This window comes from Variovorax paradoxus NBRC 15149 (genome assembly GCF_001591365.1).
GTDB lineage: Bacteria > Pseudomonadota > Gammaproteobacteria > Burkholderiales > Burkholderiaceae_C > Variovorax > Variovorax paradoxus.
On sequence record NZ_BCUT01000001.1, the window covers coordinates 2,792,210 to 2,807,516 of the forward strand.

General features: G+C 69.3%; 13 protein-coding genes. 9 read left to right on the forward strand and 4 right to left on the reverse strand.

What is annotated here, in order from left to right; translation table 11 throughout:
- Nucleotides 1-4 precede the first annotated feature (4 nt).
- Genes VPA02S_RS12980 through VPA02S_RS12990 form a run of 3 tightly spaced genes read left to right on the forward strand, consistent with a single transcriptional unit; the run spans nt 5 to nt 3,542 of the window.
- Nucleotides 5-820, forward strand: a complete 816-nt coding sequence (locus VPA02S_RS12980) for a carbon-nitrogen hydrolase family protein (RefSeq protein ID WP_062363980.1) — start codon at nt 5-7, stop codon at nt 818-820.
- Nucleotides 821-2,872, forward strand: a complete 2,052-nt coding sequence (locus VPA02S_RS12985) for a two-component system sensor histidine kinase NtrB (protein ID WP_062363982.1) — start codon at nt 821-823, stop codon at nt 2,870-2,872.
- Between the two features lie 43 nt (nt 2,873-2,915).
- Complete coding sequence (locus tag VPA02S_RS12990) at nt 2,916-3,542, forward strand: response regulator transcription factor (protein WP_015867895.1); 627 nt, start codon at nt 2,916-2,918, stop codon at nt 3,540-3,542.
- Nucleotides 3,543-3,546: 4 nt separating this feature from the next.
- Here VPA02S_RS12990 and VPA02S_RS12995 read toward each other — a convergent pair whose 3' ends face one another.
- The 3 genes from VPA02S_RS12995 to VPA02S_RS31990 form a co-directional block, all read right to left on the reverse strand.
- Complete coding sequence (locus VPA02S_RS12995) at nt 3,547-4,110, reverse strand: OmpA family protein (RefSeq protein ID WP_018903529.1); 564 nt, start codon at nt 4,108-4,110, stop codon at nt 3,547-3,549.
- A 98-nt stretch (nt 4,111-4,208) separates the two neighbouring features.
- On the reverse strand, nt 4,209-4,868 hold the full coding sequence (locus VPA02S_RS13000) for a YiaD family glycine zipper/OmpA-like lipoprotein (RefSeq protein WP_015867893.1): 660 nt from the start codon (nt 4,866-4,868) through the stop codon (nt 4,209-4,211).
- A gap of 197 nt (nt 4,869-5,065) precedes the next feature.
- Complete coding sequence (locus tag VPA02S_RS31990; protein WP_018903530.1) at nt 5,066-5,230, reverse strand: hypothetical protein; 165 nt, start codon at nt 5,228-5,230, stop codon at nt 5,066-5,068.
- On the opposite strand from VPA02S_RS31990, the gene mltA reads away from it, so the two are divergent.
- Nucleotides 5,229-6,377 (forward strand): murein transglycosylase A, encoded by a 1,149-nt coding sequence (gene mltA / locus VPA02S_RS13005; protein WP_018903531.1) that lies wholly within the window; start codon nt 5,229-5,231, stop codon nt 6,375-6,377. The genes VPA02S_RS31990 and mltA overlap by 2 nt on opposite strands.
- Nucleotides 6,378-6,486: 109 nt before the next feature.
- Nucleotides 6,487-8,748 carry a PhoX family protein gene (locus tag VPA02S_RS13010; protein WP_062363984.1) on the forward strand — a complete coding sequence of 754 codons (2,262 nt, stop codon included), beginning with the start codon at nt 6,487-6,489 and terminating at the stop codon, nt 8,746-8,748.
- 24 nt (nt 8,749-8,772) lie between these two features.
- Here the strand turns inward: VPA02S_RS13010 and VPA02S_RS13015 are convergent, their stop codons facing one another.
- Nucleotides 8,773-9,237: an Lrp/AsnC family transcriptional regulator gene (locus tag VPA02S_RS13015; RefSeq protein ID WP_015867889.1), complete on the reverse strand. Its 465-nt coding sequence runs from the start codon at nt 9,235-9,237 to the stop codon at nt 8,773-8,775.
- 105 nt (nt 9,238-9,342) lie between these two features.
- Between VPA02S_RS13015 and mdeB the strand changes: the two genes are divergently transcribed.
- The 4 genes from mdeB (at nt 9,343) to ltnD (ending at nt 15,291) form a co-directional block, all read left to right on the forward strand.
- Nucleotides 9,343-12,009 carry an alpha-ketoglutarate dehydrogenase gene (gene mdeB, locus VPA02S_RS13020; protein ID WP_062363985.1) on the forward strand — a complete coding sequence of 889 codons (2,667 nt, stop codon included), beginning with the start codon at nt 9,343-9,345 and terminating at the stop codon, nt 12,007-12,009.
- A gap of 67 nt (nt 12,010-12,076) precedes the next feature.
- Complete coding sequence (locus VPA02S_RS13025; protein WP_062363987.1) at nt 12,077-12,853, forward strand: FadR/GntR family transcriptional regulator; 777 nt, start codon at nt 12,077-12,079, stop codon at nt 12,851-12,853.
- A gap of 175 nt (nt 12,854-13,028) precedes the next feature.
- Complete coding sequence (locus VPA02S_RS13030; RefSeq protein ID WP_062363989.1) at nt 13,029-14,351, forward strand: MFS transporter; 1,323 nt, start codon at nt 13,029-13,031, stop codon at nt 14,349-14,351.
- A gap of 16 nt (nt 14,352-14,367) precedes the next feature.
- Entirely contained in the window at nt 14,368-15,291 is a 924-nt protein-coding gene (gene ltnD, locus VPA02S_RS13035; protein WP_015867885.1) for an L-threonate dehydrogenase, read from the forward strand.
- Nucleotides 15,292-15,307 lie beyond the last annotated feature (16 nt).

Below are 15,307 nucleotides of genomic sequence, written 5' to 3' on the forward strand. Positions count from 1 at the left end.
CGCCATGAAAGTCGCAGCCATCCAGATGGTGTCGGCCATCGCCCGCGAAGCCAACCTCGCGCGCGCCCACGGCCTGCTCGCGCAAGCCGCCGCGGCCGGCGCCGAGCTGGCGGTGCTGCCCGAGTATTTCTGCATGATGGGCGCGCGCGATACCGACAAGCTCGGCCTGCGCGAGACCGCCGGCGCGGGCACCGTGCAGGGCTTTCTGGCCGATGCGGCGCGCGAGTTCGGGCTCTGGATCGTGGGCGGCACGCTGCCCATCGAAAGCGGCGACGCCGAGCACGTGTTCAACAGCTCGCTGTGCTATTCGCCCGACGGCCAGTGCGTGGCGCGCTACGACAAGATCCATCTCTTTTTCTTCGACAACGGCAGCGAGCGCTACGACGAGCGCCGCGTCATCGCGCCGGGCGCCGAGCCCGTGATGTTCGAGCTGCCCTCGCGCGACGGCCACCGCTGGCGCGTGGGCATGAGCGTGTGCTACGACCTGCGCTTTCCCGAGCTGTACCGCGCGCTCGCCAAGCGCGGCGCCGAGCTGCTGCTGGTGCCCAGCGCCTTCACCCGCACCACGGGCGCCGCGCACTGGGAGGTGCTGCTGCGCGCGCGGGCCATCGAGAACCTGGCCTGGGTGGTGGCGCCCGCGCAGGGCGGCACGCACGAGAACGGCCGCCACACCTGGGGCCAGTCGATGGTGGTCGATCCCTGGGGCACGGTGGTGGCGCAGCAGGCGAGCGAAGAAGGCGTGGTGCTGTTCGACCTGGACGCCGGGCAGATCGAGCGCGTGCGCGCGCAGCTGCCCGTGCTCTCGCACTGCGTGCTCTAGATGCAGGAGGCCGCCCTGACTGTCGCTCCGCCGCGATGGGCACTGTCGGCGTTCGCGCGGCTGCGCTCGCTGTGGCAGCGCTGGTTCCTCTGGCTGATCCTGGCCGTGCTGGTGTCGGCGCTGCTGGTCACCGTGGTGTGGCTCGCGGGCCGGCACGAGGTCGAGCAGGTGCAGGCCACGCTCGACCGCGACACCGCCGATGCGGTGTCCGACCTTCGCATCGGCCTGCAGCGCAATGCCCAGAGCCTGCGCGCCACCCAGGCCCCGGGCCTGGACCGCACGCATTGGCCCGAAGCCGCGGCCTCGCTGCTGCGCGAGCACCGCGAATGGCTCCGGCTCGAATGGCGCGACGCCGCGCTGCGGCCGCTCGAAGCGGTGAACACGCCCTACCGCATGCGGCTGATCGCCGAGGACAGCCGCGGCGCCGACCAGTCGGACGTGGGGCTCGCCTGTGCGGCCGCGCGCAAGCTGGGCGCGCCGGCCTATTCGCCGAGCCACTACGTGCCGATCCTCGGCGGGGGCGGCGTCGAGGTGATGGAACTGTGCGTGCCGATCGACGCGGGCGGCTTCCTGGTGGCGAGCTACTCGCTGCGCGACACGCTGATCGAACTGGTCGGCCCCACGCTCACGCGCGGCCAGGAGGTGGCCTTCACCGAGGCCGACGGCACGCGCCTGGTGGCGCTCGGCACCTCGCGCCGCACCGGGACGCGCGTCTTCACCTCGCAGCAGCTGATCGACCTGCCCGGCGCCGCGCTGATGCTGCGCGTGGACGGCTGGCGCGCTGCGCCCGATCTTTTTCCGAACGTGCTGACGGCGCTGGTCACGGCGATTTCGATCGCGCTGGTGTCGGTGCTGGTGCTGCTTGCGCGCGACACGCGCCGCCGGCTGCGCGCCGAGCGCGACCTGGCCGATGCGCTGGCCTTCCGCAAGGCGATGGAAGACTCGGTCATCACCGGCCTGCGCGCGCGCGACCTGCAGGGGCGCATCACCTACGTGAACCCCGCGTTCTGCGAAATGGTCGGCTTCAGCCCCGAAGAGCTGATGGCCGGCAGCGGCGAAGACATCGAGGCGCCCTACTGGCCCACCGAGCTGGCGCACGAATACCAGCAGCGGCAGGCCCGCCGGCTGGCCGGCGGCATGCCGCCGCGCGAGGGCTTCGAGTCGGTCTTCATGCGCAAGGACGGCACGCGCTTTCCGGTGCTCATCTTCGAGGCCCCGCTGATCAACGCGCACCGCGTGCAGACCGGCTGGATGAGCGCCTTCATCGACATCAGCGAGCAGCGCCGCATCGAGGAGCTCTCGCGCGCCAGCCAGGAGCGGCTGCAGGCCAGCGCGCGGCTTGCCACGGTGGGCGAGATGGCCTCGCTGCTGAGCCACGAGCTCACGCAGCCGCTGGCCGCCATTGCCAGCTATGCGACCGGCTCGCTCAACATGCTCGGGCCGCACGCCAAGGGCGAGCAGGCCGAGGTGGCCATGGCGGTGCGGCGCATTGCCGAGCAGGCCGACCGCGCCGGCCAGGTGATCCGCAGCGTGCACGACTTCGTGCGCCGCCGCGACCGCACGCGCGAGGCGGTGGCGCCGCAGGCGCTGATCGATGCGGTGCTGCCGCTGGTGCGGCTGCAGGCGCGCAAGCTCGGCGTGAGCATCGAGGTGGTGCTCGAAGACCGCCTGCCCGCGGCCGTGTGCGACCGCACGCTGGTCGAGCAGGTGCTGCTCAACCTCGCGCGCAATGCCATGCAGGCCATGGACACGCCGGACCACCGGGGCGAGCGCGTGCTGCGGCTGCGCGTGTCGCGCGTCGTCGCGGTCGGCGGCCCGGGCGCGGAGGATGCCCGCCGCTGGCTGGAGTTTGCCGTGGCCGACCTGGGCTGCGGCATCAGCGAAGAGGTGGCGGGCCGCCTCTTCACGCCTTTCTTCACCACGCGCGCCGACGGCATGGGCCTGGGACTGAGCCTGTGCCGCACCGTGGTGGAGCAGCATGGCGGGGTGCTGGTGTTCGAGCCCAACCGGCCCCGGGGCACCGTGTTCCGGTTTACCCTGCCGAGTACATGATCAACCCCCGCGCTTTTGTGCCCGTCTCTGGAATCGACATGACATGCAACCGCTGATCGACGGCCTGATCTTCATCGTGGACGACGACGCCAGCGTGCGCGAGGCGCTGGCCTGGCTGCTGCGCTCGCGCCGCCTCGAAAGCGAGCACTTCGCGAGCGCCGAGGCCTTCGAGCTGCGCCTGGCCGAAGGCCCGCTGCCCGACCAGCCGCTGTGCCTGCTGCTGGACGTGCGCATGCCCGGCACCAGCGGCCTGGTGCTGTTCGACCGGCTCGCCGAGCGCGGCCTGCTGGACGCCATGCCGGTGATCTTCCTGACCGGCCATGCCGACGTGCCCACGGCCGTGGATGCGGTGAAGCGCGGCGCCTTCGACTTCTGCGAGAAGCCGTTCTCCGACAACGCCCTGGTCGACCGCATCGAGCAGGCGCTGGGCGCTTCGCTGCGGGCGCTGGAGGTGCGGCGCGTGCGGCGCAGCCTGGCCGGCCGCGTCGCCGAACTGACCGAGCGCGAGCGCGACGTGATGCGGCTCGTGGTCGAGGGCCTGCCGAACAAGCTGATCGCCGATCAGCTGGCCATCAGCGTGCGCACGGTGGAGGTCCACCGCGCACGCGTGTTCGACAAGATGGAAGTGAAATCGGCGGTCGAGCTGGCCAACCGCCTGCGGGATCTCTAGAAGATCAGACCTTTTCCGCGACGAAGATCTCGACGCGGCGGTTCTGGGCCCGGCCGGCCGGCGTGCCGTTGTCGGCGATCGGCTCGCGCGAGCCGCGGCCGTCGGTGGTGATGGCCGTGGTCGAGACGCCGCGGCTCACCAGGTGGTTGCGCACACTGTCGGCGCGGCTCACCGAGAGGCGCTCGTTGCCTTCCTCGCTGCCGGTGTTGTCGGTATGGCCCACCACGCGCACGCTGGCCGCGGCCGCGCTGCGCAGGCCTTCGGCCACCTTGTCGAGCACCTGCGCCAGGTTGCGCTTGACGTTGGCGCGGCCCACGTCGAACGACAGTTCATTGGGAACCACGAGATGCAGCTGGTTGTCCGCGGTCTGCTCGATCACCACGCCCGTGCCCTTGGTGGAACTTTCCAGCTCGGTCTTGAGCGCCGCCAGGCGCGCAGTCCAGCTGTTGGCCGGTGCAGCCGCCTGGGCGGCCGGCGCAGCGGCCGATCCCGGCGCGGGCGATTGCGAGGCGCACCCCGCAACGAACAATGCGGCCGCAGCCGCACCCGAAACAACAAGCTTCCTCATGAGTTTTTCCCTCTTTGTGAACATGAAACGATGACGATGGGCGCCGGCCGCTCCCGCACGGCCGGCTTTGTTTTTATTTACTGCATCAGCCGATCCGGTCAGCCCCGCGGCGCGCGCTCGCCCACGTAGATCTCGACGCGGCGGTTCTGCGCCCGGCCGGCATCGCTGTTGTTGTTGGCGATCGGTTCGTGCGAGCCGCGGCCTTCGATGCGGAAGGCGGCGGCGCTCACGCCGCGCGCCACCAGGTAGTCGCGCGTGCTGGCGGCGCGGTCGACCGACAGCGGGTTGTTGATGGCGTCCGAGCCGGTGTTGTCGGTGTGGCCGATGATGCGCACCTCGGCGTTCGGGTTGTTGCGCAGGCCGCTCGCGAACTGGTCGAGCACCGGAGCGAAGTTGGACTTGATGTTGGAGCGGCCCACGTCGAAGGAGACGTCGCTCGGGATCTGCAGCTTGAGCTCGTTGTTCGGGGTTTGGGTCACGGCCACGCCGGTGCCCTGGGTGGCGGCTTCCATCTGGCGCTTCTGGTTTTCCATGCGCTGCGACCACAGGTAGCCGCCGAGCGCGCCGGCTGCGGCGCCGACCACGGCACCCGTGCCGATGGCGCCGCGGTTGCCGCCGGTGGCGGAGCCGATGGCGGCGCCGCCGAGCGCGCCGATGCCGGCGCCGATGCCGGTGTTGCGCTGGGTGTCGGTCATGCCGCCGGCGCAGCCGGACAGGACGAGGGCGGCAGCGGTGGTGGCGAGTACAAACTTTTTCATGGCAATCCCTTTCAAGGTTGAATCAGGCGGGCCACAGCTTAGCCTCGGCGAGCATGCGATGGTACGGCCTTCCCAACTTGCAGGAAAGAGGAAAACTTTCTGCAAAGGCCCGTGTTTGCTGCGATGATTGCTACTAAAGTAATAGCTATTGGGCTGTTCTCCGACATTCCACTGCGGTCCCGGGCTACGCAAGGAATTCACGCTTTGGGCGGGAGATTCTTCTTTTCGTTGGCTCCCTTGCCATCGGCGGCGTCGTCGTCGTCGTGCAGCTCGCCTTTTTTTCGACCGGAAAACATGGTCCACCAGACGATCAAGATGAACACGAGCCCGGCCCCGAGGGCTTCAAGCAAAATCAAACCCATGAGAAATGGACTCCAGTGGCTGGTTGGGCTCGCGATCGTAGCAACGCTGGCCGGCTGCTCGGTCGCCCCGCGTGCGCCCGACACCCCGGCCCGGCCGGCCGCCACGCCGCCGCGCGAGCTCGGACCGCTGACCGGTTCGCTCGCGCATCCCAAGAGCCGGTGGGTGCCGGTCGGCTGGTCGGAGCTGCCGGGTTTCGGCGACGACCCGCTGCACGAAGCCTGGATTGCGCTCCTGGCCAACTGCGCGCGGCCCAACGCCGCCTTTGCGCCGCTGTGCCGCGAGGTGCGCCAGCTGGCCATCGCCACGCCCGAGGAGCAGCGCCAGTGGATGACCGAGCGGCTGCAGCCCTACCGCGTCGAGTCGCTCGCGGGCTCGAGCGAAGGCAAGCTCACGAGCTACTACGAGCCGGTGTACGAGGCCTCGCGCGTGCCCACCGCCGCCTTCAACATTCCGATCTACCAGGCGCCCGACGGCCTGGTGCCGCGGCGGCCCTGGTACACCCGCCAGGAAATCGAAACCCTGCCCGAAGCCCAGGCCGCGCTGCGCGGCCGCGAGATCGCCTGGATGGCCGACCCGATCGACGCGCTGATGCTGCACATCCAGGGCTCGGGGCGCCTTCGCATCATCGAGGCCAACGGCGTGCAGCGCACCGTGCGCGTGGCGTACTCGGCCACCAACGAGCAGCCGTACAAGAGCGTGCAGCAATGGCTGATCGGCCAGGGGGTGACCAAGATCGGCAAGTGGCCCGACGACACCAAGGCCTGGGCCGCGCAGAACCCGCAGCGCGTGACGCAGCTCCTGTGGAGCAATCCGCGCTACGTGTTCTTCCGCGAGGAGACCATGAGCGAGCTCGATGCGGCCTTCGGCCCGCGCGGCGCGCAGGGCGTGCCGCTGACGGCCGGGCGCTCCATCGCGGTCGACCGCGACAGCATCCCGTACGGCACGCCGGTCTGGCTCGCGTCGAGCGGGCCGGCGGCGCAGCTGCAGAAGCTGGTGGTGGCGCAGGACACCGGCAGCGCCATCGTCGGCGCGGTGCGCGCGGACTACTTTGCCGGCACCGGCGCCGATGCGGGCCGCCTGGCCGCCAGCATGAACCAGCCGCTGCGCCTGTGGGCGCTGTGGCCAAGGCAAACGCCGGCGCCCTGAGCGCCAAGCAGATGCGCCTGACCGCGGGCTGAGCGTTTCACGCGGGTGTCATGCGAATTGCCTAACTTCGCGGGTTGATTTCCTTTTCAACCCACGAAAGCGATTGCGCATGACCGCAAACACCCGTACCGACGACAACGGCATCGATCTTGACGACGTTGGCACCAATCCCACTGCGAACCCCTCATTCACCGACCTGATCGCTTCGCGCCTCAGCCGCCGCCATCTGTTCGGCCTGGGCGTCGGCACCGCCGGCACCGCGCTGCTGCAGGCGTGCGGCGGCGGTGGCGGCGGCGGCACGGCTTTCCCGATCATTCCGCCCGCACCGGCACCCGCTCCCGCGCCGGCGCCTGCACCGACCCCCGCACCGGCGCCCACGCCGATGAAGCTCGGCTTCGATGCCGTGGCCAAGGGCCTGGCCGACGTGGTCACCGTGCCCGCCGGCTACACCGCCAGCGTGCTCTATCGCCTGGGCGACCCGATCGCCGCGGGCGTGGCCGCCTACAAGAACGACGGCACCGACGATCCGGCCACCTATGACCGGCGCGCCGGCGACCACCACGACGGCATGACCTTCTTCGGCATGAACGCGTCGAACAAGTGGGACGCCGCCAGCGCCGCGCGCGGCCTGCTCGTGATGAACCACGAAGCCATCACGCCGCTGTTCCTGCACCCCGCGGGCCAGACCATCAGCGGCACCGGCAATGCGGCGGTGCGCACCTCCGCCGACGAAGTGCTGCGCGAGTTCTACCTGCACGGCGTGAGCGTGATCGAGATCAACAAGAGCGGCAGCGCCTGGAGCTACAAGCAGGACTCGAGCTTCAACCGCCGCGTCCACACGCTGACCGAAATGGCGTTCTCGGGCCCGGCCGCCAAGACCGACTACCTGAAGACCAAGTACTCGACCGACGGCAGCAAGACCCGCGGCACGCTCAACAACTGCGCCAACGGCACCACGCCCTGGGGCACCTACCTGACCTGCGAAGAAAACTGGGCCGGCTACTTCCGCCGCATCAAGGCCACCGACGACCCCAGCCGCACGGCGAAGGAAATTGCAGCGTTCACGCGCTACGGCGTGGCCAGCACCGGCCGCGAACTCTGGGCCACCGTCACGCCCGACACGGCCGACAACCTCTATGGCCGCTGGAACGCCCAGGTGGTCGGCGCCACCGCCACCGACGACTTCCGCAACGGCGCCAACACCTACGGCTGGGTGGTCGAGATCGATCCCTTCAACCCCTCCAGCACCCCCAAGAAGCGCACCGCGCTCGGCCGCTTCGGCCATGAAGGCGCCTGCCTCGGCCCGGTCGTGGTCGGCAAGCCGCTGGTCTGGTACATGGGCGACGACTCGCGCAACGAGTACATCTACAAGTTCGTCTCGACGAAGAACTGGGATGCGGCCGACGTGGGCGGCGGCACCACGGCGGGCGACAAGTACATGGACGACGGCCGCCTCTACGTGGCCAGGTTCAACGCCGACGGCACCGGCGCGTGGCTCGAGCTGAAGCTCGGCGTGAACGGCATCACCGCGAGCAATCCGGCCTACGCCTTTGCCGACGCGGCCGACGTGGTGGTCAACGCCCGCCTCGCGGCCGACGCCGCCGGCGCCACCAAGATGGACCGCCCCGAGTGGACGGCCGTCAACCCGAAGACCGGCGAGGTCTACGTCACCCTCACCAACACCAACGCCGCCTCGCGCCCCATCACCGCCACCGACGGCGCCAACCCGCGCTTCTACAACGATCCCAAGGGCCCCACCGCCACCGCGCAGACCGGCAACCCCAACGGCCACATCGTGCGCTTTGCGGACGAGGGCGGCGACCCCGCCGCGCTGGCCTTCAAGTGGGACGTGTACCTGTTCGGCGCGCGCGCCACCGCCTCGGCCGACATCAACGTGTCGCAACTGAGCGCCGACAACGACTTCTCCAGCCCCGACGGCATGTGGTTCAGCCACGCCACCGCCGGCCTGCTCTGGCTGGAGACCGACGACGGCGCCTACACCGACGTCACCAACTGCATGCTGCTGGCCGCGCTGCCGGGCAAGGTTGGCGACGGCGGCGCCAGGACCATCACCAACGTCGACGGCGCCACCACGCGCACGCAGGACACCTTCGTGGGCAAGGCGCCCGGCGCCGACGGCCTGCGCCGCTTCCTGGTCGGCCCGAAGGATTGCGAGATCACCGGCATTGCCGAGTCGGGCGACGGCCGCGCGCTGTTCGTGAACATCCAGCATCCGGGCGAAACCACCCCCGCGGCGAGCATCGGCGACCCGACCAAGTTCGGCAGCCATTGGCCCGAAGGCGGCAGCGCCCGCCCGCGCTCGGCCACGGTGGTCATCACCAGGGACGACGGCGGCCTGATCGGCCTCTGATCGGCCGCGCGCTGCCGCTGCTTCCTACCGGGGCAGCGGCAGCGCCGTCTTGTAGCGCACCTGCTTGAGCGCAAAGCTCGAGCGGATCTTCTCGATGCCTGGAATCGGCGTGAGCTGTTCCAGGATGAATTTCTCCAGCGCCGCCATGTCGGCCACGGCGATGCGGATCAGGTAGTCGCTGTCGCCCGTCATCAGGTAGCACTCCATCACCTCGTCGTGCTCGGCAATGCGCTGTTCGAAGTCGGCGAGCGACTGCTTGCTCTGCGTCGTCAGGCTGATCGAGATGAACACGTTGAGCCCCAGGCCCAGCGCCTTGGCGCTTGCGAGCGCCACGTAGCGGTCGATCACGCCATTCGCCTCGAGCATCTTCACGCGCGCGAGGCACGGCGAGGGCGACAGGTGCACGCGGCGCGCCAGCTCCACGTTCGACAGCGCGCCGTCGCGCTGCAGTTCGTCGAGGATGCGCAGGTCGATCGTGTCCAGTTGCATGAAATGCCGCCAAATGAAGAATTGCCGGAATTTTATGCTGCGAGGCGCGCATGGGATTGGCTGCACCGGTAGCTAATTTGTCGCATGGCGGCCTAAAGTGCCGGCATGAACGCCCCCATTTCCGCCGACCAGATGCGCGCGCTGCTGCCGGACACGCCGCTCTCGCACGATCCCGACCCTGCCGAGACCGCCGAATGGCGCGAGGCCTTCCTGGCACTGGCCCAGGCGCACGGCCCGCAGCGCGCACGGCAGATGCTGGCGGAGCTCGCCCGCCTCGCGCGGCAGCAGCGCATCGGCTGGCAGCCCGAGCTGGCGACGCCGTACGTCAACACCATCGCGGTGGAAGACCAGCCGCCGTTCCCGGGCGACCTGGCCGTCGAGGAGCGGCTGGCTTCGCTGATGCGCTGGAACGCGCTCGCGATGGTGGCGCGCGCCAACCAGGCCTATGGCGAGCTCGGCGGCCACATCGCGAGCTATGCGAGCGCGGCCGATCTGTTCGAGACGGGGTTCAATCATTTCTTCCATGCGCGCAAGGACACGGGCGAAGCCACACACCGCGGCGACCTCGTGTTCTTCCAGCCGCACAGCGCACCCGGCGTCTATGCGCGCGCCTACCTCGAAGGCCGCCTGACCGAAGAAGACCTCAAGCACTACCGCCAGGAACTCACCGCCCCCGCCTTCACCGAAGGCCGCGGCGCGCGCGGCCTCAGCAGCTACCCGCATCCCTACCTGATGCCGGACTTCTGGCAGTTCCCGACCGGCTCGATGGGCATCGGCCCGATCAGCTCGATCTACCACGCGCGCTTCATGCGCTACCTCACGCACCGCAACCTCTTGAACTGCGAAGGCCGCAAGGTCTGGGGCGTGTTCGGCGACGGCGAGATGGACGAGCCCGAATCGATGAGCGCCCTCACGCTGGCCGCGCGCGAAAAACTCGACAACCTCGTGTGGGTCGTCAACTGCAACCTGCAGCGCCTCGATGGCCCGGTGCGCGGCAACGGCCGCATCATCGACGAGCTCGAGAAGCTCTTTGCCGGGGCAGGATGGAACGTCATCAAGCTGGTCTGGGGCAGCGACTGGGACGGCCTCTTCGCGCAGGACGTGAGCGGTGCGCTGGCGCGCGTGTTCGCCGAAACCGTCGACGGCCAGATGCAGACCTTCGCGGCCAAGGACGGCCGCTTCAACCGCGACAACTTCTTCGGCCAGAACCCCGAGCTCGCGCGCCTGGCCGAAGGCATGACCGACGAGCAGATCGACCGCCTGAAGCGCGGCGGCCACGACCTCGTGAAGATCCATGCCGCCTATGCCGCCGCGGCCGCGCACAAGGGCCGGCCCACCGTGATCCTTGCCCACACCAAGAAGGGCTACGGCATGGGCAGCGCCGCGCAGGGCAAGATGACCACGCACTCGCACAAGAAGATGGGCGACGTCGACCTCATCGAATTCCGTGACCGCTTCAGCCTGCCGCTGACCGATGCGCAGGCCATTGCGATGGACTTCTACCGTCCGCCCGAAGACAGCGCCGAGATGAAGTACCTGCGCAGCCACCGCGAAGCGCTCGGCGGCGCCATGCCGCGCCGCGAGACGGCCTGCGAGTTGGTGCCCAAGCCCGACATCGCAAGCTATGCGCAGTTTGCGACGGCGGCTGCCGGCAAGGAAATGAGCACCACCATGGCCTTCGTGCGCATGCTGGGCAACCTGCTCAAGGACAAGGCGCTGGGCCCGCGCATCGTGCCCATCGTGGCCGACGAAGCGCGCACCTTCGGCATGGCCAACCTGTTCAAGCAGGTCGGCATCTATTCGAGCGTGGGCCAGCGCTATGCACCCGAGGACATCGGCTCGGTGCTGAGCTATCGCGAAGCCACCGATGGGCAGATCCTCGAGGAAGGCATCAGCGAGGCCGGCGCCATCGCCAGTTGGACGGCCGCTGCCACCAGCTACAGCGTGCACGGCCTCGCGATGCTGCCGTTCTACATCTACTACTCGATGTTCGGCTTCCAGCGCGTGGGCGATGCGATCTGGGCCGCGGCCGACCAGCGCGCGCGCGGCTTCCTGCTGGGCGCCACCTCGGGCCGCACCACGCTCGGCGGCGAAGGCCTGCAGCACCAGGACGGCACGAGCCACCTCGTGGCCGCGACCATTCCCAACTGCAAGGCCTACGACCCGGCCTTCGCGGGCGAGATGGCGGTGATCGTCGATGCCGGCATCCGCGAGATGATGGTCGAGCAGAAGGACGTGTTCTATTACGTCACGCTCATGAACGAGAACTACGCGCAGCCCGATGTGCCTGAAGGCGCGGAGGCCGGCATCCTGCGCGGCTGCTACCGCTTCGGCACGTACGCGCCGGCCTCGGGCAAGGCGAAGAAGAAGGTCACGCTGATGGGCTCGGGCGCGATCCTCACCGAGGTGGTCAAGGCCGCGCAGCGGCTGGCCGATGAAGGCATCGAGGCCGAGGTGTTCAGCGTGACGAGCTGGAGCGAGCTCGCGCGCGACGGGCTGGCCTGCGAGCAGCGCGCGATCGCGGGCAAGAAGGAAGCGGGCGTGCCGTTCGTCGCGCAGCAGCTCGGCGCCGGCAAGGCGCCGATCATCGCCGCCACCGACTACGTGCGCGCCGTGCCCGAGAGCGTGCGCGCCTTCCTGCCCGAGGGCCGCCGCTACCTCACGCTCGGCACCGACGGGTTCGGGCGCAGCGACACGCGCGCGGCGCTGCGCAGCTTCTTCGGGGTGGACGCGGCGAGCATCGCGAACGCGGCACGCCACGCGCTCGGCTGAGTCCCGCGGGCGGCGCCTCGTCGTTCGGGCCTGCGTTAGAGTCGCAGGCCCCCTCCCTTTCGCGCCCATGACCGCCCGCTTCCAATCCATCGCTCCCGGTGCCCGCCTCGCCGACCAGGTGGCCGACGCCTTGGCCGCCGAAGTGCGCAGCGGTCGCCTGTCCGAGGGCGACCGCCTGCCGACCGAGAGCGCGCTGGCCGAGCAGTTCGGCGTGAGCCGCACGGTGGTGCGCGAGGCGGTGTCGCGGCTCAAGTCGCTGGGGCTGCTCGATTCGCGCCAGGGCAGCGGCGTGTACGTGCGCGCCGCGGGCGTGGAGCCGCTGCGCTTCGAGATGCCGCACGTGGCCTCGCGCGAAGCGGTGATCCAGATGGTCGAACTGCGCCGTGCGCTCGAAGCCGAGGTGGCCGCGCTGGCGGCCGAGCGCCGCACGGCCGACGACGTGCAGCGCATCCGCGACGCCATCGACGCGCTGCATGCGGCCGTGGCCGCGGGCGGCAACGGCGCCGAGGAAGACGTGCGCTTTCACCGCGCCATTGCCGAGGCCGCACGCAACCCGTTCCTGGTCGGCACGCTGCAGTACCTGCGGCAGTTCCTGCACGGCGCCACGCGCGTCACACGCGCCAACGAGGCGCGCCGCGCCGACTTCGCGCGCGAGGTGGCGCAGGAGCATGCGCGCATCGTCGAGGCCATCGAGGCCGGCGATGCGCTGCGGGCGCGCGAGGCGGCCAAGTCCCACATGGACAACGCGATCCGCCGCATCGAGCAGGCCGACCCCGCCTTCTGGCAGCAGGAGGGCGCGCAACTCGCGCGGCCGCTGGTCGAAGGCTGGCCGCTCGGCAGCTGAGCGGCCGCGACACACACGCTCACCAAAAAGGCGCTGCGGACGAGGGCGCCTGCGGGTTTACCCGAGGCAAAGCTCCGAGGTCAAATTTGTATGATGACCTGACAAATAAGGCGACGGCCGCGCGAGCCAGCGGCGGCAAGGCCTCTTTCTCATCCAAAGCGGGACAAACCTTCTCATGACTTCCTCCACCCTACCGGTCGGCGCACTGCCCGTGCCCGCCGACACCGCGCTCGAGAAGCGCACCTATGCCAAGGTGTTCTGGCGCCTGGTTCCCTTTTTGATGCTGTGCTACGTGGTCGCGTACCTCGACCGCGTGAACGTGGGCTTTGCCAAGCTGCAGATGGGGCAGGACCTGGGCTTCAGCGAAACGGTGTTCGGCCTGGGCGCGGGCATCTTCTTCCTCGGCTACTTCCTGTTCGAGGTGCCGAGCAACCTGCTGCTCAACCGGGTGGGCGCGCGCATCTGGATCGCGCGGATCATGATCACCTGGGGCGTGCTGTCGGCCTGCTTCGTGTTCGTGGAAACGCCGAGCAGCTTCTACATCCTGCGCTTTCTGCTGGGCGTGGCGGAGGCGGGCTTCTATCCCGGCGTGATCCTCTACCTCACGCACTGGTATCCGGCGCACCGGCGCGCGCGGATCATCGCGGTCTTCATGTCGGCCATTCCGGTGGCGGGCATCTTCGGCAATCCGCTGTCGGGCTGGATCATGGACGCCTTCCACGGCGTGTCGTCGATGCACGGCTGGCAGTGGATGTTCATCATCGAGGCCGTTCCGGCCGTGCTCGTCGGCGTGATGGTGCTGCTCTACCTGGACAACGGCATCCAGCATGCACGCTGGCTCTCGCCCGAGGAAAAGAGCCTGCTGCAGCGCGAGGTCGAGCGCGACCAGGCGCATGGCGCCAAGGGCCCGCACTCGGTGGCCGCCATGTTCCGCGACATGCGCGTGTGGTGGATGGCGCTCATCTACTTCGCCTTCGTGATGGGCCAGTACGCGCTGACCTTCTGGCTGCCCACGCTGGTCAAGGCCACGGGCGTGAAGGGCAACCTGCACATCGGCCTCTTGAGTGCCATTCCGTTCATCTGCGCGATCGTCGCGATGAATCTCTTCGGCCGCAGCGCCGACCGCCGGCAGGAGCGGCGCTGGCACCTGATCGTGCCGGCGCTGATGGGCGCGGTGGGCTTCACGGTGGCGGCGTCGTACACGCAGAACACGGTCGTGTCGCTGGCCTTCCTCTCGCTCGCGGCAGCCGGCGTGCTGACCTGCGCGCCGCTCTTCTGGTCGCTGCCCACCGCCTTCCTCTCGGGCACGGCGGCGGCGGCCGGCATTGCGGCCATCAATTCGGTGGGTAATCTTGCGGGGTTCGCGAGCCCCTACCTCATCGGCTACCTGAAGGACCTGACGGGCAGCACGCAGATCGGCATGTACGTGCTGGCCGGTGCGCTGGTGCTCGGGGCCATCGGCGTGTGGCTCACGCCCAAGCAACTCGTCAACAGATGATCGAAGGAACCCTCACATGACTTCCAACACCCCAACACCCGCCGTCGGCGTCGTGGGCCTCGGCGCCATGGGCAGCGGCATGGCGCAGTCGCTGCGCCGCGCGGGCTACGAGCCGCACGTGTTCGACGTGCGGCTGGACGTGGCCCACGCCTTTGCGCGCGACGGCGGCGTGGCCTGCGACACGCTGGCCGCGCTCGGCGCGCAGTGCGACATCGTGGTTTCCGTGGTGGTCAATGCGGCGCAGACCGAATCGGTGTTGTTCGGCGATGGCACCACGCCCGGCTGCGCGGCGTCGATGAAGCCCGGCAGCCTGTTCGTGATGTGCTCCACCGTCGACCCGAACTGGTCGGTCGCGCTCGAGGCGCGCCTGGCCGCAAAGGGCATCCTGTACCTCGACGCGCCGATCTCCGGCGGCGCCGCCAAGGCCGCGAGCGGCCAGATGACGATGATGACCGCGGGCACGCCCGCGGCCTATGAAAAGGCCGGCGCCGTGCTCGACGCGATGGCGGCCAAGGTTTATCGTCTGGGCGACCGCGCGGGGGCGGGCAGCAAGGTCAAGGTCATCAACCAGCTGCTGGCCGGCGTGCACATTGCCGCGGCGGCCGAGGCCATGGCGCTGGGCCTGCGTGAAGGCGTGGACCCGGCCGCGCTGTACGAGGTCATCACGCATAGCGCGGGCAACAGCTGGATGTTCGAGAACCGCATGGCGCACGTGCTGGCGGGCGACTACACGCCGCTGTCGGCCGTCGACATCTTCGTGAAGGACCTGGGCCTGGTGCTTGACGTGGCGCGTGCCAGCAAGTTTCCGCTGCCGCTGTCGTCCACCGCGCACCAGATGTTCATGCAGGCCTCCACCGCGGGCTTCGCGCGCGAGGACGACAGCGCGGTCATCAAGATTTTTCCCGGCATCGAACTGCCGGCTGCCGACAAGAAAGCCTGAAGTCAAAGGAAGACAA